The sequence below is a fragment of the Pseudomonas sp. FEN genome (assembly GCF_904067045.1).
GTDB lineage: Bacteria > Pseudomonadota > Gammaproteobacteria > Pseudomonadales > Pseudomonadaceae > Aquipseudomonas.
This window is the reverse complement of the sequence record NZ_CAJFDC010000036.1, coordinates 1-20,520: the sequence shown is the minus strand read 5'-3', so window position 1 is coordinate 20,520 and position 20,520 is coordinate 1. Positions and strand designations below refer to the sequence as shown.

Genomic DNA, 20,520 nt, shown 5'->3' with positions numbered 1-20,520 from the left:
CATCATCCCGAGCTTTCGCGGGTTGTTTTTAGTGTTGTTTCGCGTGTTTCAGTGCCGCTGTGCCGCGGATCGCTTACGCGAAGAGGGGCGGCACTATACCGATGAGCGCGACCGTCGTCTGCACTGGTTTGTAGGCCGGACGACGAAGCGCAGGGTATTTCTTGTGAATGCCGGGGCGAGGTTGGGCCTTTTCCCACTTCGTCAGTTGTAAAAAAAAGGGCCTGAAGAGTGACCTTCAGGCCCTCAAAAGGTGAGAGGTGTCTAGTCCCTCGACCTGGTGAGCGTGTTGCAGTCCGGCACTGAAGGTCAGGCCTTCAGTGGAACCAGACGTGGAGCAATCATGTTTTCCGGGCGCAGGATGTCGGCGAGCATGGCGTCGTCGAGCAAGCCTTCTTCGCGCACCAGTTCCAGTACGCCGCGGCCACTTTCCAGGGCGATGCGGGCGATCCGGGTGGCGTTTTCATAGCCGATGTAGGGGTTCAGGGCGGTGACCAGGCCGATGGAGTGTTCCACCAGCTCACGGCAGCGCTCTTCGTTGGCGGTGATGCCGACGATGCAGTGTTCGCGCAGCATGTCCATGGCGCGTTGCAGCAGGCGGATCGAGTCGAAGATCTTGAAGGCGATCAGTGGTTCCATCACGTTCAGTTGCAGCTGGCCGCCTTCGGCCGCGATGGTCAGGGCCAGGTCGTTGCCGATGATCTGGAACGCCACTTGGTTGACCGCTTCCGGGATCACCGGGTTGACCTTGCCGGGCATGATCGAGCTGCCGGGCTGGCGCGCTGGCAGGTTGATTTCGTTGATCCCGGTGCGTGGGCCGCTGGACAGCAGGCGCAGGTCGTTGCAGATCTTCGACAGCTTGACCGCGGTGCGCTTGAGCATGCCGGAGAACAGTACGAAGGCGCCCATGTCGGAGGTGGCTTCGATCAGGTCGGCGGCGGGCACCAGCGGCTGGCCGCTGATGGTTGCCAGGCGGTCGACCGCCAGTTGCTGGTAGCGCGGGTCGGCGTTGATGCCGGTGCCGATGGCGGTGCCGCCCAGGTTGACTTCGGTCAGCAGTTCCGGAGCCAGGGTCTTCAGGCGGGCCAAGTCTTCGCTCAGGGTGGTGGCGAAGGCGCGGAACTCCTGGCCGAGGGTCATCGGCACGGCGTCTTGCAGCTGGGTACGGCCCATTTTCAGGACGTGGGCGAACTCTTGACCCTTGCTGGCGAAGGCCTGGATCAGGCTGTCGAGGCTGGCGAGCAGGGCGTCGTGGCCCAGCAGCAGACCCAGGCGAATGGCCGTCGGGTAGGCGTCGTTGGTCGACTGCGCCATGTTCACGTCGTTGTTCGGGTGCAGGTACTGGTATTCGCCCTTGCCGTGGCCCATGGCCTCCAGCGCGATGTTGGCGATGACTTCGTTGGCATTCATATTGGTCGAAGTGCCAGCGCCGCCTTGAATCATGTCCACCACGAACTGCTCGTGGAAGTCGCCGCGGATCAATCGGGCACAGGCTTCGCTGATGGCTGCATGCTTGGCTTCGGTCAGGTGACCGAGCTCGCGGTTGGCGTCAGCGGCGGCCTGTTTGACCATGGCCAGGGCCACGACCAGTTTCGGGTAATGCGAGATCGGGACGCCGGAGAGACGGAAATTGTTCACCGCTCGCAGGGTCTGGATGCCGTAGTACGCGTCGCCGGGTACTTCGAGTACGCCAAGCAGGTCTTTTTCTGTGCGGAAAGATGCAGCGGAGGACATGATAGAAATCATCTCGATAAGAACCCGGTCGGTGCCGGAACGGAGGCAATGCTAGGCTTGGGCAAATTTTTGGGCCAATGCTGTTCAGCACTGCCCTATGCACAAACGGCATAATGTGGATGTGACGCTTTGTGTATGACAAACGTGCGAACCAAAATGGTGCGCGTGGCGGGAGGAGCCGATGAATCTCGAAAGCAAATGGTTGGAAGACTTCAGTGCCCTGGCGGCGACCCGCAGCTTTTCCCAGGCGGCCGAGCGGCGCTTCGTCACGCAGCCGGCGTTCAGCCGACGGATTCGCAGCCTGGAGTCGGCGTTGGGGTTGACCCTGGTCAACCGCTCGCGCACGCCTATTGAGCTGACGGCGGCGGGGCAGTTGTTCTTGGTGACTGCGCGTACGGTGGTCGAGCAGTTGGGCGAGGTAGTGCGCCATCTGCATCACCTGGAAGGCGGGCAGGGCGAAGTCATGCAAGTGGCGGCCGCGCACTCCCTGGCGCTGGGTTTCTTTCCGCGCTGGATCGCGCAGTTGCGTAATGAAGGGCTGAATATCGCCACGCGGCTGGTGGCGACCAACGTCGGCGACGCGGTGCATGCGTTGCGCGAAGGCGGTTGCGACCTGATGCTGGCCTTCTATGATCCAGATGCGGCGTTGCAGATGGATGCGGAGATTTTTCCGTCCCTGCACCTGGGGCAGACCGAGATGTTGCCGGTGTGCGCGACCACGCCGGACGGCCAGCCGCTGTTCGATCTGGAGGGCGAGGCGAGCGTGCCGTTGCTGGCGTATAGCGCGGGGGCGTTTCTCGGGCGTTCGGTGAACCTGTTGCTGCGTCAGCGCAACCTGCGCTTTACCACTATCTATGAAACCGCGATGGCCGACAGTTTGAAAAGCATGGCACTGGAAGGGCTGGGTATTGCCTGGGTGCCGCACCTCAGTGTCCGGGCGGAGTTGGCGCGCGGCGAGCTGGTGGTGTGCGGCGGGCCGCAATGGCACGTGCCGTTGGAAATTCGCCTGTATCGTTGTGCATTGGTGCGCAAGGCCAACGTACGCTTGTTGTGGCGCAAGCTCGAAGGCGCGGCGGCGCAGGTGTCGGGTCCAGGTTGAGTACGAAGCTGATGTGAGTCTTGGTCTGTGGAAAATAGGCCCTTGTGGGAGCGGAGCTTGTGTGGGAGCGCCGCTCCACAATGAGTGCGTGGTGTTTCCTGGTTGACCTGAAAGTCAGGTAAGCCGGCCTTTAGCGGCTAAAATTCGCTAACCGACAAACGGTCGGCAAAGGTGCGTTTAATGTGCTTTTTTCGGTATACTGCGCGGCCTTCGGCCGGCTCGCCCGGCCCCGATTCGTATGACAAGCCACGCCGGTCTCCCGCGTGGCTTGTTGTTTTTTGACGCGCCTGCGGGCGCCCAAGAGAAGAGGCACGACGATGAGTGCACTGGTTGGCGTGATCATGGGCTCCAAGTCCGATTGGTCCACCCTTAGCCACACCGCCGATATGCTGGAAAAGCTCGGCATCCCTTATGAGGTGAAAGTGGTCTCGGCCCACCGCACCCCGGACCTGCTCTTCCAGTACGCGGAAGAGGCCGAGTCGCGTGGGATCGAGGTGATCATCGCCGGTGCTGGCGGCGCGGCCCACCTGCCAGGCATGTGCGCGGCCAAGACCCACCTGCCGGTGCTGGGCGTGCCGGTGCAGTCGGCGATGCTCTCGGGCGTCGATTCGCTGCTGTCGATCGTGCAGATGCCGGCCGGTATTCCGGTGGCGACGCTGGCCATCGGCAAGGCCGGGGCGATCAATGCCGCGCTGCTCTCGGCGAGTATCCTGGGCGCCAAACACCCGCATTTCCATACCGTGCTGAAGAAATTCCGCGCTGAACAGACAGACAGCGTGCTGGACAATCCAGACCCGCGCGTCGCCTGAGGTTGATGACGATGAAGATCGGTGTAATCGGTGGCGGCCAACTGGGCCGCATGTTGGCGCTGGCGGGCACGCCGCTGGGGATGAACTTCGCTTTCCTGGACCCGGCGCCGGATGCCTGTGCAGCCGCCTTGGGCGAGCATTTGCGCGCCGATTACGGCGATCAGGATCATCTGCGCCAGTTGGCCGACGAAGTCGACCTGGTGACCTTCGAGTTCGAAAGTGTCCCGGCGGAAACCGTGGCCTTCCTGTCGCAGTTCGTCCCGGTCTATCCGAGCGCCGAGGCCTTGCGCATCGCCCGTGATCGCTGGTTCGAAAAGAGCATGTTCAAGGACCTGGGGATTCCCACCCCGGCCTTCGCCGATATCCAGTCCCAGGCGGATCTGGATGCCGCGGTGGCCAGCATCGGCCTGCCGGCCGTGCTGAAAACCCGCACCCTGGGTTATGACGGCAAGGGTCAGAAAGTCCTGCGCACTCCGGCCGACGTGGTCGGCACCTTCGCCGAACTGGGCAGCGTTGGCTGCCTGCTGGAGGGCTTCGTGCCGTTCACCGGGGAAGTTTCGCTGATCGCCGTGCGTGGCCGTGACGGCGAAACCTGCTTCTACCCGCTGGTGCACAACACCCACGACAACGGCATCCTGCGCCTGTCCGTGGCCAGCACCGATCATCCGCTGCAAGCCCTGGCCGAAGACTATGCCGGTCGGGTGCTCAAGCAACTGGATTATGTCGGCGTGCTGGCGTTCGAGTTCTTTGAAGTCGACGGTGGCCTCAAGGCCAACGAAATTGCACCGCGGGTCCACAACTCCGGGCACTGGACCACCGAAGGCGCCGAATGCAGCCAGTTCGAAAACCATCTGCGAGCGATTGCCGGGCTGCCGTTGGGCTCGACCGCCAAGGTCGGTGAAAGCGCGATGCTCAACTTTATCGGCGAAGTCCCGTCGGTGGAGCAGGTGATCGCCATCGCCGATTGCCATCTGCATCATTATGGCAAGGCGTTCAAAGCAGGGCGCAAGGTGGGCCATGCAACCCTGCGTTGTGCCGACAAAGCGACCCTGCAGGAACAGATTCTGCGGGTCGAGGCGTTGATCGCCGAGTAAAGATAGTCAGTGCTGGCGGGAACCTACGGCTGCCGCCAGCCTCTGATAGCAGGATGCCAAAGGGTTGACCAGGCTTTGGCTGTGCAAACTCACCTGAGGGAAATGCGATGCACATTATCGGAACAATTTTTATCGGCCTTATCGTCGGTTTGGTAGCGCGTTTCCTCAAGCCCGGCGATGACAGCATGGGCTGGATCATGACCATCCTGCTGGGCATCGGTGGTTCGCTGGCGGCAACCTACGGCGGCCAGGCGCTGGGGATCTATCACGCCGGGCAAGGCGCGGGTTTTATCGGTGCGGTCGTTGGCGCGATTATCCTTCTGGTGGTCTACAACCTGATCAGAAAGAGCTGATCCAGACGAGCAAACCCTCTGCGCCGCAATGGCGTAGAGGGCTAGAATGCGTAACATTTCCTTGTGTCTTCGAGTCTCCCCATGCGCCGTCTTCTTTTGACACTTCTTTTTCTGGGTAGTGGCTTGGCCCATGCTGGTGAACTGCCGGAAACCGACTGGCTGGAGCTCATGCCCAAGTCGGACCAGAAAGCCCTTGAGCAAATGCCGGAAATTACCCACAACTCGCCCGAGAGCAACGGTACGTTTACCGCCAAGGGTGGCTTGAAACAGAGCAAGGGCCTGCCGGCGGTGATGTATTCAACCAAGACCGTGCCGGCCATGGATGGCAAGGAGATCCGCATCGGTGGTTATCCGGTACCGCTGGAAACCGATGCCAAGGGGCGCAGCACGCTGTTTTTCCTGGTGCCGTACCCGGGCGCCTGCATCCACGTGCCGCCACCGCCGCCCAATCAACTGGTGCTGGTGCGCTATCCCAAGGGCCTGAAGCTGGACGATATCTATACGCCGCTGTGGGTCACCGGCACGCTGAAGATCGAGAAGGTCAGCAATGACCTGGCCGACGCGGCGTATGCGCTGGATGCGGGGAAGGTCAGGGTGGTGAAGGAGTCGGATCTGTAAGACGGCATTTGAAGCCGAGCACGGTCTTGTGGCGAGCGGGCTTGCCCGCGCTGGGCTGCGAAGCAGCCCCAAAGCCTGTGACTGCGTTCTGCCTGACACAATGAAGCCGCTGATTTTAGGGGCGCTTCGCGCCCCAACGGGGCGATGCGGCGTTCCGACAAGCCCCTCGCCACAAGGTATTACACCAGGCGCTGACTGCCGATAGTCACACCCAGCGTATGACTAGCTCCCGGTGCAAGCGTCACCACATCATCCATCACGTTCGCGGTCTCGATGCACAGCATCTTCTGCCAGCCATCGTCGGCCATGTCGGCGAGTTGACTGGCCCGGTCGATCCACGGGTTCCAGATCACCGCCGAACGTGAGCCCTGGGTGTTCAGCTCGATACGCCGCTCCCAGGTCGGGTCGACAATGCTCAGCCGCGCGGGCGCATTCTGGTAGATACGGTCGGTTTCACCGGCGAAGCGCAGTTCGCCTTGCTGGCGGACCTGCTTCCAGCCATCCGCCGTGTCGATGTAGGCCAGGCCATCCACGCCCTCGACGTGCACATTGCGCACATCGCTGACAGCGAAGTAGGTATGCAGCGCCTGGCTGAGGCTGACCGGATGGTCGTCCTGGTTCTGGCTGGTGAGTTCGATGTGCAAGGTCTCGCCCAGGCGAATGCGCAAGGTCAGGCCGACCTTGTGCGGCCAGCCCGGCAGGCCACCTTCGGGCAGCGGCAGGCTGAACGTCACGTTCACGCTGTCGCCGTCGGCCTCGATGCCTTGCAACGACCAGTTCATCGTCCGTACCAGGCCATGGGCCGTGGGGGCGTCACTGGCTTGGCGCATGGCCTGCACGCTGTCCGGGTTGCGCGAAAAGTTGCCAAACCACGGCCAACACACCGGTACGCCAGCGCGAATGCCCGTGCCTTGCTTGAACAGCGCCTCGTTGTTGAGCCAGATCAGCGGCGGTTGCCCGGTCAATTGGTAGCTGAGGATCTGCGCGCCTTGTTGCGCCACCAGCAATTCGGCTTGGCCGTGGCGGATGCGCCAGCCGTTCAGCTCGTCCAGTTTTACCGTTTCAACATGGGGCGTGGTCATGGTGTTCTCGCAAGGCAGGGAGTTGCAACGGGCCGCCGGGCGGCCGGGTTAGCGCCGTGGCACGGAGCGGGTTCGACCGCTGCCGTCGATGGCCACGAACACGAAGGCCGCTTCGGTGACCTTGCGCCATTCGCTGGTCAGCGGGTCGTCGCTCCACACCTCGACCATCATCCGCATCGAGCTGCGGCCGATTTCCTCGGTATGGGTATAAAAGGACAATTGCGCGCCGACGGCGACCGGGACCAGGAATGCCATGCGGTCGATGGACACCGTGGCCACCCGGCCGCCGGCGACCTTGCTGGCCATGGCGGTGCCGGCCAGATCCATCTGGCTGACCAGCCAGCCACCATAAATATCGCCGAAACCGTTGGCTTCGCGCGGGAGGGCGGTGATTTGCAGGGCGAGATCGCCTTGCGGGATAGGGTCTTCTTGTTCGAGTTCGATCATGCCGGGGTGCCTCTGACCCGTAACGCTACGTTGGTATTGCAGGTGAATAGCCGTCTTCAAGAAAAACGATTCAGCCCGAACATACTACGTTCGTTACGTTTCTCGTAAGCCGCACTAAGGGAAACTCTGCGAAAGCGGCTGGTTCGGCCCCAACGGCGTTTTCGCACAATACCCCTCTAGCCTGCGGGTTCTACCCGACGCAGGGCACGAGTATATCGGTCGATAGACCGCGAGACGACCTCCCGGTTCTCATTTTTGCCGACGAATACGCCGATCCATGTGCTTTTACAAACAATTTGCTATCGTGCCAGACCTGCCTCCAGCCTGAATCGAGCCTTGCTTGACTCATAGACGTGCCCAATAAGAGAAGCCCATGACCACCGCGTCCACCCATATCGCGCAACCTTCGCGCCCGCTGACCCGCAACGACTACAAGACTTTATCGCTGTCTGCCCTGGGCGGCGCGCTGGAGTTCTACGACTTTATCATTTTCGTGTTTTTTGCCGCAGTGGTCGGCAAGCTGTTTTTCCCGGCGGACATGCCGGAGTGGTTGCGCCTGATGCAGACGTTCGGGATTTTCGCCGCCGGCTACCTGGCGCGACCGCTGGGTGGCATCGTGATGGCCCACTTCGGCGATCTGCTGGGGCGCAAGAAGATGTTCACCCTGAGTATTTTCTTGATGGCGGTGCCGACCCTGATCATGGGCCTGTTGCCGACCTATGCGCAGATTGGCATCTGGGCGCCGATTCTGCTGTTGCTGATGCGGGTGATCCAGGGCGCGGCCATCGGTGGCGAGGTGCCGGGTGCCTGGGTGTTCGTCGCCGAACACGTGCCGGAACGCAAGATCGGCTTTGCCTGCGGCACCCTGACCTCGGGTCTGACCGCCGGCATCCTGCTCGGCTCGCTGGTGGCGACTCTGGTCAACAGCCTTTATACACCGCTGGAAGTGGCCGATTACGCCTGGCGAATTCCGTTCCTGCTCGGTGGCGTGTTCGGCCTGTTTTCGGTGTACCTGCGCCGTTGGCTGCACGAAACCCCGGTATTCGCCGAGTTGCAGCTGCGCAAGGCACTGTCTGACGGCATCCCCCTGGGCGCGGTACTGCGTGATCATCGCGGTGCGGTGCTGGTCTCGATGCTGCTGACCTGGCTGTTGTCCGCCGCTGTGGTGGTGGTGATCCTGATGACCCCGACCGTGCTGCAGACGGTCTTTCACTTTTCCCCTACCGTGTCGCTGAAGGCCAACAGCCTGGCGACGGTGTGCCTGACTTTGGGTTGCATCCTCTCCGGTGCGCTGGCCGACCGTTTCGGGGCCGGACGGGTGTTCGTGTTCGGCAGTCTGGCGCTGATGGCGACCTTCTGGAGCTTCTATGGCAGCTTGCCGACTCACCCCGACTGGCTGTTCCCGCTGTATGCCTTGAGTGGCCTGTTCGTCGGCACCATCGGCGCGGTGCCGTATGTGATGGTCAAGGCGTTTCCGGCGGTGGTGCGTTTCAGCGGCCTGTCGTTTTCCTACAACCTGGCCTACGCGATTTTCGGTGGCCTGACCCCGATGGTGGTCACCCTGCTGCTCAAGGATAGCCCGATGGGCCCTGCTTATTATGTGGCGATCATTTGCGGTATCGGGGTGCTGGTAGGGGGGTATCTGTGGGTGAAGGGGCGTTGAGCCGCGGCGGTTGACGCTAGCACCCATCTGGAGGAAGAGGGTTTCAAATTGTTTCAGGGGCGACCTGCCCGGTATCCCGCAGGGGGGGCTGTAGCCCCCGTAGATTCTGGGTTTTTGTCCGTTTATCCGATCAAGGCTGGCGTTCTTCCGAATGCTGGCCTTTCATCTAACTGTCACATACCAGTCATAGAGTGTTCATGCGGCCTACAGATACTTGGGCCCGATCTAACAATCCCTATCTGCTAGGAGCAAGGCATGAAACTGAAGCGTTTGATGGCGGCAATGACTTTTGTCGCTGCTGGCGTTGCAACTGCCCACGCGGTCGCCGCTGGTGTGGACCCGTCCATTCCGTCTTATACAAAAGTCACGGGTGTATCGGGCAACCTGTCCAGCGTTGGTTCCGACACCCTGGCTAACCTCATGACCTTGTGGGCTGAGAACTACAAGAAAGAATACCCGAACGTGAACATTCAGATTCAGGCCGCCGGTTCCGCTACCGCGCCGCCCGCCCTGACTGAAGGCACTTCGAACCTGGGCCCGATGAGCCGCAAGATGAAGGACACCGAGCTGGCTGCCTTCGAGCAGAAGTACGGCTACAAGCCGACCGCTATCCCGGTCGCCGTGGATGCCTTGGCCGTGTTCGTGCACAAGGACAACCCGATCAAGCACCTGACCATGGAGCAAGTCGACGCGATCTTCTCCTCGACTCGTCTGTGTGGCGCCAAAGCCGACGTCAAGACCTGGGCCGACCTGGGCGTGACCGGCGACCTGGCCAACAAGCCGGTTCAACTGTTCGGTCGCAACTCGGTCTCCGGCACCTACGGCTACTTCAAGGAAGAAGCCCTGTGCAAAGGCGACTACAAGCCTAACGTGAACGAACAGCCAGGTTCGGCTTCCGTTGTGCAGTCCATCAGCTCCTCGCTGAACGGTATCGGCTACTCGGGTATCGGCTACAAGACCGCCAGCGTGAAAACCGTTGCCCTGTCGAAGAAAGGCAGCACTGACTTCATCGAAGACAGTGAAGAAAACGCACTGAACGGCAAATACCCGCTGTCGCGTTTCCTCTACGTGTATGTCAACAAGGCCCCGGGCAAGCCTCTGGCTCCGCTGGAAGCCGAGTTCGTGAAACTGGTCCTGTCCAAGCAGGGTCAGGAAGTGGTTGTGAAGGACGGCTACATCCCACTGCCAGCCAAGGTTGCCTCCAAGGCACTGGCTGACCTGGGTCTGAGCGAAGGCAAGAAGTAAGCCTTGAGCCGGGGCGCCAGCCCCGGTAGCACCACCAAGGCGCGGCTTGATCTCCATCGGCCGCGCCCCATATTCCGAAACCGCTGCCAGCCCTGCTGGGCGGCGGCTTCAGTGCGTCACTGCATTGTCATCTTTCTGTCATACAGGATCGCTAGGGTGTGCGCATGAACGATCTGGCCAATTCCACCATGACTACGACTTCTCCCCCCAAGCGTATTGACTTCAATACGCCTGAGCTGCAACGCAAGCGCCGTATTCGCGCGCTGAAAGATCGCCTGACCCGGTGGTACGTATTTATTGGCGGCTTGGCTGTCCTCGGGGCGATCACGCTGATCTTCTTCTTTCTCGGTTATGTGGTCCTGCCCCTGTTCCAGGGTGCCTCGCTGACCGCCGAGAAAAGCATTACGCCGGCCTGGATGCAGGATGCCGGCAAACCCCTGATGATCTCCGTGGAAGAACAGAATCAGGTGGGCATGCGGGTTTCCGACAAAGGGCAGGTGCTGTTCTTCAATGCCCAGGACGCCACCGAGCTGTCGCGCGTGAACCTGCCGATTCCGGCCGGTACCACCGTCACCTCCATCAGCAAGGACCAGCCGGGCATCCCACTGGTCATTGTCGGCCTGTCCAATGGCCAGGCGCTGGTGTTCCGTCACACCTATAAAGTGACTTACCCGGACGGCAAGAAAACCATTTCTCCAGCGCTCGAGTACCCTTACGGCGAAGCGCCGATCAACCTCGATGAGCAGGGACGCGCGCTTGAGCATGTGAATCTGAACACCGCCGATTCGACCCTGGTCGTGGCGGGCTCCACTGGGGCACAGTTGCACGTGCTGGCGCTGACCCAGGAAGAGAACATGATGACCGGCGAGGTCACCAGCGAGCAGAGAAGCATCGAGCTGCCGCAGATGACCGAACCGGTGAAGGCGATCTATATCGATCCGCGCCAGCAATGGTTGTACGTGATCAACGGGCGCGCCCAGGCCGACGTGTTCAGTCTGCGCGACAAGAGCCTGAACGGTCGCTATAAACTGCTTGAAAACGCCGATGCCGAAGTGACCGCCAGTACACAACTGGTGGGCGGTATCTCGTTGATCATCGGTGACTCCAGTGGCGGTCTGGCCCAGTGGTTCATGGCCCGTGATCCCGATGGCGAGCTGCGCCTGAAACCCATCCGCAGTTTCCAGATGGGCTCCGCGCGATCGTTGAAATCACCGCTGAAGAGCGTCGCAAGGGCTTGTCGCCATGGACGCTTCCGGCAAGCTCGGCGTGTTCCACAGCACCGCGCACCGGACCCTGCTGGTCAACCAGGTGGTCGATGGCCAGGGCCTGTTCGGCCTGTCGCCGCGGGCAACGGGTGATCGTCGAGCAAGGTGGCAAGATCCTGCCGTTGGTCCTCGACAACCCGCACCCGGAAGTGTCCTGGAGCGCGCTGTGGAGCAAGGTCTGGTACGAGACTACGACGAACCCAAGTACGTCTGGCAATCGACCGCCGCCAACACCGACTTCGAACCCAAACTGAGCTTGTCGCCGCTGACCTTCGGGACCCTGAAGGCCGCGTTCTACGCCATGTTGCTGGCCGCGCCGCTGGCCGTCGCCGCCGCGATCTATACCGCCTACTTCATGGCCCCGGGCATGCGCCGCAAGGTCAAACCGGTGATCGAGTTGATGGAGGCGATGCCGACGGTGATCCTCGGTTTCTTCGCCGGCCTGTTCCTGGCGCCGTATGTCGAAGGGCACCTGCCGGGGATCTTCAGCCTGCTGATGCTCGTGCGATCGGTACCTGGTGGCCGGTATCCGGCCCCCTGGGATAAGCCGACCGGCCCCGCCCCCCCCCCCCCCCCCCCCCCCCTGCCCCGACGTCCAGGCATCAGCAGGCTGAAGATCCCCGGCAGGTGCCCTTCGACATACGGCGCCAGGAACAGGCCGGCGAAGAAACCGAGGATCACCGTCGGCATCGCCTCCATCAACTCGATCACCGGTTTGACCTTGCGGCGCATGCCCGGGGCCATGAGTAGGCGTATAGATCGCGGCGGCGACGGCCAGCGGCGCGGCCAGCAACATGGCGTAGAACGCGGCCTTCAGGGTCCCGAAGGTCAGCGGCGACAAGCTCAGTTTGGGTTCGAAAGTCGGTGTTGGCGGCGGTCGATTGCCAGACGTACTTGGGTTCGTCGTAGTTCTCGTACCAGACCTTGCTCCACAGCGCGCTCCAGGACACTTCCGGGTGCGGGTTGTCGAGGACCAACGGCAGGATCTTGCCACCTTGCTCGACGATCACCCGGTTGGCCCGCGGCGACAGGCCGAACAGGCCCTGGCCATCGACCACCTGGTTGACCAGCAGGGTCCGGTGCGCGGTGCTGTGGAACACGCCGAGCTTGCCGGAAGCGTCCATGGCGACAAAGCCCTGCGACGCTCTTCAGCGGTGATTTCAACGATCGGCGCGGAGCCCATCTGGAAACTGCGGATGGGTTTCAGGCGCAGCTCGCCATCGGGATCACGGGCCATGAACCACTGGCCAGACCGCCACTGGAGTCACCGATGATCAACGAGATACCGCCCACCAGTTGTGTACTGGCGGTCACTTCGGCATCGGCGTTTTCAAGCAGTTTATAGCGACCGTTCAGGCTCTTGTCGCGCAGACTGAACACGTCGGCCTGGGCGCGCCCGTTGATCACGTACAACCATTGCTGGCGCGGATCGATATAGATCGCCTTCACCGGTTCGGTCATCTGCGGCAGCTCGATGCTTCTCTGCTCGCTGGTGACCTCGCCGGTCATCATGTTCTCTTCCTGGGTCAGCGCCAGCACGTGCAACTGTGCCCCAGTGGAGCCCGCCACGACCAGGGTCGAATCGGCGGTGTTCAGATTCACATGCTCAAGCGCGCGTCCTGCTCATCGAGGTTGATCGGCGCTTCGCCGTAAGGGTACTCGAGCGCTGGAGAAATGGTTTTCTTGCCGTCCGGGTAAGTCACTTTATAGGTGTGACGGAACACCAGCGCCTGGCATTGGACAGGCCGACAATGACCAGTGGGATGCCGGCTGGTCCTTGCTGATGGAGGTGACGGTGGTACCGGCCGGAATCGGCAGGTTCACGCGCGACAGCTCGGTGGCGTCCTGGCATTGAAGACAGCACCTGCCCTTTGTCGGAAACCCGCATGCCCACCTGATTCTGTTCTTCCACGGAGATCATCAGGGTTTGCCGGCATCCTGCATCCAGGCCGGCGTAATGCTTTTCTCGGCGGTCAGCGAGGCACCCTGGAACAGGGGCAGGACCACATAACCGAGAAAGAAGAAGATCAGCGTGATCGCCCCGAGGACAGCCAAGCCGCCAATAAATACGTACCACCGGGTCAGGCGATCTTTCAGCGCGCGAATACGGCGCTTGCGTTGCAGCTCAGGCGTATTGAAGTCAATACGCTTGGGGGGAGAAGTCGTAGTCATGGTGGAATTGGCCAGATCGTTCATGCGCACACCCTAGCGATCCTGTATGACAGAAAGATGACAATGCAGTGACGCACTGAAGCCGCCGCCCAGCAGGGCTGGCAGCGGTTTCGGAATATGGGGCGCGGCCGATGGAGATCAAGCCGCGCCTTGGTGGTGCTACCGGGGCTGGCGCCCCGGCTCAAGGCTTACTTCTTGCCTTCGCTCAGACCCAGGTCAGCCAGTGCCTTGGAGGCAACCTTGGCTGGCAGTGGGATGTAGCCGTCCTTCACAACCACTTCCTGACCCTGCTTGGACAGGACCAGTTTCACGAACTCGGCTTCCAGCGGAGCCAGAGGCTTGCCCGGGGCCTTGTTGACATACACGTAGAGGAAACGCGACAGCGGGTATTTGCCGTTCAGTGCGTTTTCTTCACTGTCTTCGATGAAGTCAGTGCTGCCTTTCTTCGACAGGGCAACGGTTTTCACGCTGGCGGTCTTGTAGCCGATACCCGAGTAGCCGATACCGTTCAGCGAGGAGCTGATGGACTGCACAACGGAAGCCGAACCTGGCTGTTCGTTCACGTTAGGCTTGTAGTCGCCTTTGCACAGGGCTTCTTCCTTGAAGTAGCCGTAGGTGCCGGAGACCGAGTTGCGACCGAACAGTTGAACCGGCTTGTTGGCCAGGTCGCCGGTCACGCCCAGGTCGGCCCAGGTCTTGACGTCGGCTTTGGCGCCACACAGACGAGTCGAGGAGAAGATCGCGTCGACTTGCTCCATGGTCAGGTGCTTGATCGGGTTGTCCTTGTGCACGAACACGGCCAAGGCATCCACGGCGACCGGGATAGCGGTCGGCTTGTAGCCGTACTTCTGCTCGAAGGCAGCCAGCTCGGTGTCCTTCATCTTGCGGCTCATCGGGCCCAGGTTCGAAGTGCCTTCAGTCAGGGCGGGCGGCGCGGTAGCGGAACCGGCGGCCTGAATCTGAATGTTCACGTTCGGGTATTCTTTCTTGTAGTTCTCAGCCCACAAGGTCATGAGGTTAGCCAGGGTGTCGGAACCAACGCTGGACAGGTTGCCCGATACACCCGTGACTTTTGTATAAGACGGAATGGACGGGTCCACACCAGCGGCGACCGCGTGGGCAGTTGCAACGCCAGCAGCGACAAAAGTCATTGCCGCCATCAAACGCTTCAGTTTCATGCCTTGCTCCTAGCAGATAGGGATTGTTAGATCGGGCCCAAGTATCTGTAGGCCGCATGAACACTCTATGACTGGTATGTGACAGTTAGATGAAAGGCCAGCATTCGGAAGAACGCCAGCCTTGATCGGATAAACGGACAAAAACCCAGAATCTACGGGGGCTACAGCCCCCCCTGCGGGATACCGGGCAGGTCGCCCCTGAAACAATTTGAAACCCTCTTCCTCCAGATGGGTGCTAGCGTCAACCGCCGCGGCTCAACGCCCCTTCACCCACAGATACCCCCCTACCAGCACCCCGATACCGCAAATGATCGCCACATAATAAGCAGGGCCCATCGGGCTATCCTTGAGCAGCAGGGTGACCACCATCGGGGTCAGGCCACCGAAAATCGCGTAGGCCAGGTTGTAGGAAAACGACAGGCCGCTGAAACGCACCACCGCCGGAAACGCCTTGACCATCACATACGGCACCGCGCCGATGGTGCCGACGAACAGGCCACTCAAGGCATACAGCGGGAACAGCCAGTCGGGGTGAGTCGGCAAGCTGCCATAGAAGCTCCAGAAGGTCGCCATCAGCGCCAGACTGCCGAACACGAACACCCGTCCGGCCCCGAAACGGTCGGCCAGCGCACCGGAGAGGATGCAACCCAAAGTCAGGCACACCGTCGCCAGGCTGTTGGCCTTCAGCGACACGGTAGGGGAAAAGTGAAAGACCGTCTGCAGCACGGTCGGGGTCATCAGGATCACCACCACCACAGCGGCGGACAACAGCCAGGTCAGCAGCATCGAGACCAGCACCGCACCGCGATGATCACGCAGTACCGCGCCCAGGGGGATGCCGTCAGACAGTGCCTTGCGCAGCTGCAACTCGGCGAATACCGGGGTTTCGTGCAGCCAACGGCGCAGGTACACCGAAAACAGGCCGAACACGCCACCGAGCAGGAACGGAATTCGCCAGGCGTAATCGGCCACTTCCAGCGGTGTATAAAGGCTGTTGACCAGAGTCGCCACCAGCGAGCCGAGCAGGATGCCGGCGGTCAGACCCGAGGTCAGGGTGCCGCAGGCAAAGCCGATCTTGCGTTCCGGCACGTGTTCGGCGACGAACACCCAGGCACCCGGCACCTCGCCACCGATGGCCGCGCCCTGGATCACCCGCATCAGCAACAGCAGAATCGGCGCCCAGATGCCAATCTGCGCATAGGTCGGCAACAGGCCCATGATCAGGGTCGGCACCGCCATCAAGAAAATACTCAGGGTGAACATCTTCTTGCGCCCCAGCAGATCGCCGAAGTGGGCCATCACGATGCCACCCAGCGGTCGCGCCAGGTAGCCGGCGGCGAAAATCCCGAACGTCTGCATCAGGCGCAACCACTCCGGCATGTCCGCCGGGAAAAACAGCTTGCCGACCACTGCGGCAAAAAACACGAAAATGATAAAGTCGTAGAACTCCAGCGCGCCGCCCAGGGCAGACAGCGATAAAGTCTTGTAGTCGTTGCGGGTCAGCGGGCGCGAAGGTTGCGCGATATGGGTGGACGCGGTGGTCATGGGCTTCTCTTATTGGGCACGTCTATGAGTCAAGCAAGGCTCGATTCAGGCTGGAGGCAGGTCTGGCACGATAGCAAATTGTTTGTAAAAGCACATGGATCGGCGTATTCGTCGGCAAAAATGAGAACCGGGAGGTCGTCTCGCGGTCTATCGACCGATATACTCGTGCCCTGCGTCGGGTAGAACCCGCAGGCTAGAGGGGTATTGTGCGAAAACGCCGTTGGGGCCGAACCAGCCGCTTTCGCAGAGTTTCCCTTAGTGCGGCTTACGAGAAACGTAACGAACGTAGTATGTTCGGGCTGAATCGTTTTTCTTGAAGACGGCTATTCACCTGCAATACCAACGTAGCGTTACGGGTCAGAGGCACCCCGGCATGATCGAACTCGAACAAGAAGACCCTATCCGCAAGGCGATCTCGCCCTGCAAATCACCGCCCTCCCGCGCGAAGCCAACGGTTTCGGCGATATTTATGGTGGCTGGCTGGTCAGCCAGATGGATCTGGCCGGCACCGCCATGGCCAGCAAGGTCGCCGGCGGCCGGGTGGCCACGGTGTCCATCGACCGCATGGCATTCCTGGTCCCGGTCGCCGTCGGCGCGCAATTGTCCTTTTATACCCATACCGAGGAAATCGGCCGCAGCTCGATGCGGATGATGGTCGAGGTGTGGAGCGACGACCCGCTGACCAGCGAATGGCGCAAGGTCACCGAAGCGGCCTTCGTGTTCGTGGCCATCGACGGCAGCGGTCGAACCCGCTCCGTGCCACGGCGCTAACCCGGCCGCCCGGCGGCCCGTTGCAACTCCCTGCCTTGCGAGAACACCATGACCACGCCCCATGTTGAAACGGTAAAACTGGACGAGCTGAACGGCTGGCGCATCCGCCACGGCCAAGCCGAATTGCTGGTGGCGCAACAAGGCGCGCAGATCCTCAGCTACCAATTGACCGGGCAACCGCCGCTGATCTGGCTCAACAACGAGGCGCTGTTCAAGCAAGGCACGGGCATTCGCGCTGGCGTACCGGTGTGTTGGCCGTGGTTTGGCAACTTTTCGCGCAACCCGGACAGCGTGCAGGCCATGCGCCAAGCCAGTGACGCCCCCACGGCCCATGGCCTGGTACGGACGATGAACTGGTCGTTGCAAGGCATCGAGGCCGACGGCGACAGCGTGAACGTGACGTTCAGCCTGCCGCTGCCCGAAGGTGGCCTGCCGGGCTGGCCGCACAAGGTCGGCCTGACCTTGCGCATTCGCCTGGGCGAGACCTTGCACATCGAACTCACCAGCCAGAACCAGGACGACCATCCGGTCAGCCTCAGCCAGGCGCTGCATACCTACTTCGCTGTCAGCGATGTGCGCAATGTGCACGTCGAGGGCGTGGATGGCCTGGCCTACATCGACACGGCGGATGGCTGGAAGCAGGTCCGCCAGCAAGGCGAACTGCGCTTCGCCGGTGAAACCGACCGTATCTACCAGAATGCGCCCGCGCGGCTGAGCATTGTCGACCCGACCTGGGAGCGGCGTATCGAGCTGAACACCCAGGGCTCACGTTCGGCGGTGATCTGGAACCCGTGGATCGACCGGGCCAGTCAACTCGCCGACATGGCCGACGATGGCTGGCAGAAGATGCTGTGCATCGAGACCGCGAACGTGATGGATGATGTGGTGACGCTTGCACCGGGAGCTAGTCATACGCTGGGTGTGACTATCGGCAGTCAGCGCCTGGTGTAATACCTTGTGGCGAGGGGCTTGTCGGAACGCCGCATCGCCCCGTTGGGGCGCGAAGCGCCCCTAAAATCAGCGGCTTCATTGTGTCAGGCAGAACGCAGTCACAGGCTTTGGGGCTGCTTCGCAGCCCAGCGCGGGCAAGCCCGCTCGCCACAAGACCGTGCTCGGCTTCAAATGCCGTCTTACAGATCCGACTCCTTCACCACCCTGACCTTCCCCGCATCCAGCGCATACGCCGCGTCGGCCAGGTCATTGCTGACCTTCTCGATCTTCAGCGTGCCGGTGACCCACAGCGGCGTATAGATATCGTCCAGCTTCAGGCCCTTGGGATAGCGCACCAGCACCAGTTGATTGGGCGGCGGTGGCGGCACGTGGATGCAGGCGCCCGGGTACGGCACCAGGAAAAACAGCGTGCTGCGCCCCTTGGCATCGGTTTCCAGCGGTACCGGATAACCACCGATGCGGATCTCCTTGCCATCCATGGCCGGCACGGTCTTGGTTGAATACATCACCGCCGGCAGGCCCTTGCTCTGTTTCAAGCCACCCTTGGCGGTAAACGTACCGTTGCTCTCGGGCGAGTTGTGGGTAATTTCCGGCATTTGCTCAAGGGCTTTCTGGTCCGACTTGGGCATGAGCTCCAGCCAGTCGGTTTCCGGCAGTTCACCAGCATGGGCCAAGCCACTACCCAGAAAAAGAAGTGTCAAAAGAAGACGGCGCATGGGGAGACTCGAAGACACAAGGAAATGTTACGCATTCTAGCCCTCTACGCCATTGCGGCGCAGAGGGTTTGCTCGTCTGGATCAGCTCTTTCTGATCAGGTTGTAGACCACCAGAAGGATAATCGCGCCAACGACCGCACCGATAAAACCCGCGCCTTGCCCGGCGTGATAGATCCCCAGCGCCTGGCCGCCGTAGGTTGCCGCCAGCGAACCACCGATGCCCAGCAGGATGGTCATGATCCAGCCCATGCTGTCATCGCCGGGCTTGAGGAAACGCGCTACCAAACCGACGATAAGGCCGATAAAAATTGTTCCGATAATGTGCATCGCATTTCCCTCAGGTGAGTTTGCACAGCCAAAGCCTGGTCAACCCTTTGGCATCCTGCTATCAGAGGCTGGCGGCAGCCGTAGGTTCCCGCCAGCACTGACTATCTTTACTCGGCGATCAACGCCTCGACCCGCAGAATCTGTTCCTGCAGGGTCGCTTTGTCGGCACAACGCAGGGTTGCATGGCCCACCTTGCGCCCTGCTTTGAACGCCTTGCCATAATGATGCAGATGGCAATCGGCGATGGCGATCACCTGCTCCACCGACGGGACTTCGCCGATAAAGTTGAGCATCGCGCTTTCACCGACCTTGGCGGTCGAGCCCAACGGCAGCCCGGCAATCGCTCGCAGATGGTTTTCGAACTGGCTGCATTCGGCGCCTTCGGTGGTCCAGTGCCCGGAGTTGTGGACCCGCGGTGCAATTTCGTTGGCCTTGAGGCCACCGTCGACTTCAAAGAACTCGAACGCCAGCACGCCGACATAATCCAGTTGCTTGAGCACCCGACCGGCATAGTCTTCGGCCAGGGCTTGCAGCGGATGATCGGTGCTGGCCACGGACAGGCGCAGGATGCCGTTGTCGTGGGTGTTGTGCACCAGCGGGTAGAAGCAGGTTTCGCCGTCACGGCCACGCACGGCGATCAGCGAAACTTCCCCGGTGAACGGCACGAAGCCCTCCAGCAGGCAGCCAACGCTGCCCAGTTCGGCGAAGGTGCCGACCACGTCGGCCGGAGTGCGCAGGACTTTCTGACCCTTGCCGTCATAACCCAGGGTGCGGGTTTTCAGCACGGCCGGCAGGCCGATGCTGGCCACCGCGGCATCCAGATCCGCCTGGGACTGGATATCGGCGAAGGCCGGGGTGGGAATCCCCAGGTCCTTGAACATGCTCTTTTCGAACCAGCGATCACGGGCGATGCGCAAGGCCTCGGCGCTCGGATAGACCGGGACGAACTGCGACAGGAAGGCCACGGTTTCCGCCGGGACACTTTCGAACTCGAAGGTCACCAGGTCGACTTCGTCGGCCAACTGGCGCAGATGATCCTGATCGCCGTAATCGGCGCGCAAATGCTCGCCCAAGGCGGCTGCACAGGCATCCGGCGCCGGGTCCAGGAAAGCGAAGTTCATCCCCAGCGGCGTGCCCGCCAGCGCCAACATGCGGCCCAGTTGGCCGCCACCGATTACACCGATCTTCATCGTCATCAACCTCAGGCGACGCGCGGGTCTGGATTGTCCAGCACGCTGTCTGTCTGTTCAGCGCGGAATTTCTTCAGCACGGTATGGAAATGCGGGTGTTTGGCGCCCAGGATACTCGCCGAGAGCAGCGCGGCATTGATCGCCCCGGCCTTGCCGATGGCCAGCGTCGCCACCGGAATACCGGCCGGCATCTGCACGATCGACAGCAGCGAATCGACGCCCGAGAGCATCGCCGACTGCACCGGCACGCCCAGCACCGGCAGG

The 20,520-nt window shown here is 61.4% G+C and carries 17 protein-coding genes and 3 pseudogenes; 10 read left to right on the top strand and 10 right to left on the bottom strand.

Annotated features, from left to right (window positions below; genetic code table 11):
* Positions 1-306 precede the first annotated feature (306 nt).
* Complete coding sequence (gene aspA / locus PFEN_RS23785; protein ID WP_191489082.1) at positions 307-1,731, bottom strand: aspartate ammonia-lyase; 1,425 nt, start codon at positions 1,729-1,731, stop codon at positions 307-309.
* 181 nt (positions 1,732-1,912) lie between these two features.
* On the opposite strand from aspA, the gene PFEN_RS23780 reads away from it, so the two are divergent.
* From PFEN_RS23780 to PFEN_RS23760, 5 genes are all read left to right on the top strand, one after another.
* Complete coding sequence (locus PFEN_RS23780; RefSeq protein WP_191489081.1) at positions 1,913-2,830, top strand: LysR substrate-binding domain-containing protein; 918 nt, start codon at positions 1,913-1,915, stop codon at positions 2,828-2,830.
* A 317-nt stretch (positions 2,831-3,147) separates the two neighbouring features.
* Positions 3,148-3,639, top strand: a complete 492-nt coding sequence (gene purE, locus PFEN_RS23775; protein WP_040071792.1) for a 5-(carboxyamino)imidazole ribonucleotide mutase — start codon at positions 3,148-3,150, stop codon at positions 3,637-3,639.
* Between the two features lie 11 nt (positions 3,640-3,650).
* Positions 3,651-4,733 carry a 5-(carboxyamino)imidazole ribonucleotide synthase gene (locus PFEN_RS23770; RefSeq protein WP_191489075.1) on the top strand — a complete coding sequence of 361 codons (1,083 nt, stop codon included), beginning with the start codon at positions 3,651-3,653 and terminating at the stop codon, positions 4,731-4,733.
* 107 nt (positions 4,734-4,840) lie between these two features.
* A complete protein-coding gene (locus tag PFEN_RS23765; RefSeq protein WP_191489076.1) occupies positions 4,841-5,086 on the top strand; it encodes a GlsB/YeaQ/YmgE family stress response membrane protein in 246 nt (81 codons plus the stop codon).
* Positions 5,087-5,167: 81 nt separating this feature from the next.
* On the top strand, positions 5,168-5,704 hold the full coding sequence (locus PFEN_RS23760) for a DUF3299 domain-containing protein (protein ID WP_191489077.1): 537 nt from the start codon (positions 5,168-5,170) through the stop codon (positions 5,702-5,704).
* A gap of 179 nt (positions 5,705-5,883) precedes the next feature.
* Here the strand turns inward: PFEN_RS23760 and PFEN_RS23755 are convergent, their stop codons facing one another.
* On the bottom strand, positions 5,884-6,786 hold the full coding sequence (locus PFEN_RS23755) for a D-hexose-6-phosphate mutarotase (protein ID WP_191489078.1): 903 nt from the start codon (positions 6,784-6,786) through the stop codon (positions 5,884-5,886).
* A gap of 48 nt (positions 6,787-6,834) precedes the next feature.
* Positions 6,835-7,233, bottom strand: a complete 399-nt coding sequence (locus tag PFEN_RS23750; RefSeq protein ID WP_040071787.1) for an acyl-CoA thioesterase — start codon at positions 7,231-7,233, stop codon at positions 6,835-6,837.
* 373 nt (positions 7,234-7,606) lie between these two features.
* Between PFEN_RS23750 and PFEN_RS23745 the strand changes: the two genes are divergently transcribed.
* The 3 genes and pseudogenes from PFEN_RS23745 to PFEN_RS23735 all read left to right on the top strand — a co-directional run.
* Complete coding sequence (locus PFEN_RS23745; protein WP_191489079.1) at positions 7,607-8,896, top strand: MFS transporter; 1,290 nt, start codon at positions 7,607-7,609, stop codon at positions 8,894-8,896.
* A 255-nt stretch (positions 8,897-9,151) separates the two neighbouring features.
* On the top strand, positions 9,152-10,141 hold the full coding sequence (locus tag PFEN_RS23740) for a phosphate ABC transporter substrate-binding protein PstS (protein ID WP_191489080.1): 990 nt from the start codon (positions 9,152-9,154) through the stop codon (positions 10,139-10,141).
* 164 nt (positions 10,142-10,305) lie between these two features.
* Positions 10,306-11,911: pseudogene (locus PFEN_RS23735) on the top strand (phosphate ABC transporter permease); the annotation flags it as partial.
* 95 nt (positions 11,912-12,006) lie between these two features.
* Here PFEN_RS23735 and PFEN_RS23730 read toward each other — a convergent pair.
* From PFEN_RS23730 to PFEN_RS23720, 3 genes and pseudogenes are all read right to left on the bottom strand, one after another.
* Positions 12,007-13,602, bottom strand: a pseudogene (locus PFEN_RS23730) (phosphate ABC transporter permease); the annotation flags it as partial.
* A gap of 164 nt (positions 13,603-13,766) precedes the next feature.
* A complete protein-coding gene (locus PFEN_RS23725; protein WP_191489080.1) occupies positions 13,767-14,756 on the bottom strand; it encodes a phosphate ABC transporter substrate-binding protein PstS in 990 nt (329 codons plus the stop codon).
* A gap of 255 nt (positions 14,757-15,011) precedes the next feature.
* Positions 15,012-16,301, bottom strand: coding sequence for an MFS transporter (locus PFEN_RS23720; RefSeq protein ID WP_191489079.1), 1,290 nt, complete (start codon positions 16,299-16,301; stop codon positions 15,012-15,014).
* Positions 16,302-16,674: 373 nt separating this feature from the next.
* On the opposite strand from PFEN_RS23720, the pseudogene PFEN_RS23715 reads away from it, so the two are divergent.
* A pseudogene (locus tag PFEN_RS23715) lies at positions 16,675-17,072 on the top strand (acyl-CoA thioesterase).
* Between the two features lie 48 nt (positions 17,073-17,120).
* Positions 17,121-18,023: a D-hexose-6-phosphate mutarotase gene (locus tag PFEN_RS23710; RefSeq protein WP_191489078.1), complete on the top strand. Its 903-nt coding sequence runs from the start codon at positions 17,121-17,123 to the stop codon at positions 18,021-18,023.
* Between the two features lie 179 nt (positions 18,024-18,202).
* Here PFEN_RS23710 and PFEN_RS23705 read toward each other — a convergent pair whose 3' ends face one another.
* From PFEN_RS23705 to PFEN_RS23690, 4 genes are all read right to left on the bottom strand, one after another.
* Positions 18,203-18,739, bottom strand: coding sequence for a DUF3299 domain-containing protein (locus PFEN_RS23705; RefSeq protein WP_191489077.1), 537 nt, complete (start codon positions 18,737-18,739; stop codon positions 18,203-18,205).
* An 81-nt stretch (positions 18,740-18,820) separates the two neighbouring features.
* Positions 18,821-19,066 carry a GlsB/YeaQ/YmgE family stress response membrane protein gene (locus PFEN_RS23700; protein WP_191489076.1) on the bottom strand — a complete coding sequence of 82 codons (246 nt, stop codon included), beginning with the start codon at positions 19,064-19,066 and terminating at the stop codon, positions 18,821-18,823.
* A 107-nt stretch (positions 19,067-19,173) separates the two neighbouring features.
* Positions 19,174-20,256, bottom strand: coding sequence for a 5-(carboxyamino)imidazole ribonucleotide synthase (locus PFEN_RS23695; RefSeq protein ID WP_191489075.1), 1,083 nt, complete (start codon positions 20,254-20,256; stop codon positions 19,174-19,176).
* 11 nt (positions 20,257-20,267) lie between these two features.
* The coding region (locus PFEN_RS23690) for an AIR carboxylase family protein (protein ID WP_191489074.1) at positions 20,268-20,520 on the bottom strand (253 nt) is incomplete at its 5' end.

Excerpts from the sequence above, each read along its gene's own strand:
- aspA (WP_191489082.1), bottom strand. The coding sequence starts at position 1,731 with ATGTCCTCCGCTGCATCTTTCCGCACAGAAAAAGACCTGCTTGGCGTA.
- PFEN_RS23780 (WP_191489081.1), top strand. The coding sequence starts at position 1,913 with ATGAATCTCGAAAGCAAATGGTTGGAAGACTTCAGTGCCCTGGCGGCG.
- purE (WP_040071792.1), top strand. The coding sequence starts at position 3,148 with ATGAGTGCACTGGTTGGCGTGATCATGGGCTCCAAGTCCGATTGGTCC.
- PFEN_RS23770 (WP_191489075.1), top strand. The coding sequence starts at position 3,651 with ATGAAGATCGGTGTAATCGGTGGCGGCCAACTGGGCCGCATGTTGGCG.
- PFEN_RS23765 (WP_191489076.1), top strand. The coding sequence starts at position 4,841 with ATGCACATTATCGGAACAATTTTTATCGGCCTTATCGTCGGTTTGGTA.
- PFEN_RS23760 (WP_191489077.1), top strand. The coding sequence starts at position 5,168 with ATGCGCCGTCTTCTTTTGACACTTCTTTTTCTGGGTAGTGGCTTGGCC.
- PFEN_RS23755 (WP_191489078.1), bottom strand. The coding sequence starts at position 6,786 with ATGACCACGCCCCATGTTGAAACGGTAAAACTGGACGAGCTGAACGGC.
- PFEN_RS23750 (WP_040071787.1), bottom strand. The coding sequence starts at position 7,233 with ATGATCGAACTCGAACAAGAAGACCCTATCCCGCAAGGCGATCTCGCC.
- PFEN_RS23745 (WP_191489079.1), top strand. The coding sequence starts at position 7,607 with ATGACCACCGCGTCCACCCATATCGCGCAACCTTCGCGCCCGCTGACC.
- PFEN_RS23740 (WP_191489080.1), top strand. The coding sequence starts at position 9,152 with ATGAAACTGAAGCGTTTGATGGCGGCAATGACTTTTGTCGCTGCTGGC.
- PFEN_RS23725 (WP_191489080.1), bottom strand. The coding sequence starts at position 14,756 with ATGAAACTGAAGCGTTTGATGGCGGCAATGACTTTTGTCGCTGCTGGC.
- PFEN_RS23720 (WP_191489079.1), bottom strand. The coding sequence starts at position 16,301 with ATGACCACCGCGTCCACCCATATCGCGCAACCTTCGCGCCCGCTGACC.
- PFEN_RS23710 (WP_191489078.1), top strand. The coding sequence starts at position 17,121 with ATGACCACGCCCCATGTTGAAACGGTAAAACTGGACGAGCTGAACGGC.
- PFEN_RS23705 (WP_191489077.1), bottom strand. The coding sequence starts at position 18,739 with ATGCGCCGTCTTCTTTTGACACTTCTTTTTCTGGGTAGTGGCTTGGCC.
- PFEN_RS23700 (WP_191489076.1), bottom strand. The coding sequence starts at position 19,066 with ATGCACATTATCGGAACAATTTTTATCGGCCTTATCGTCGGTTTGGTA.
- PFEN_RS23695 (WP_191489075.1), bottom strand. The coding sequence starts at position 20,256 with ATGAAGATCGGTGTAATCGGTGGCGGCCAACTGGGCCGCATGTTGGCG.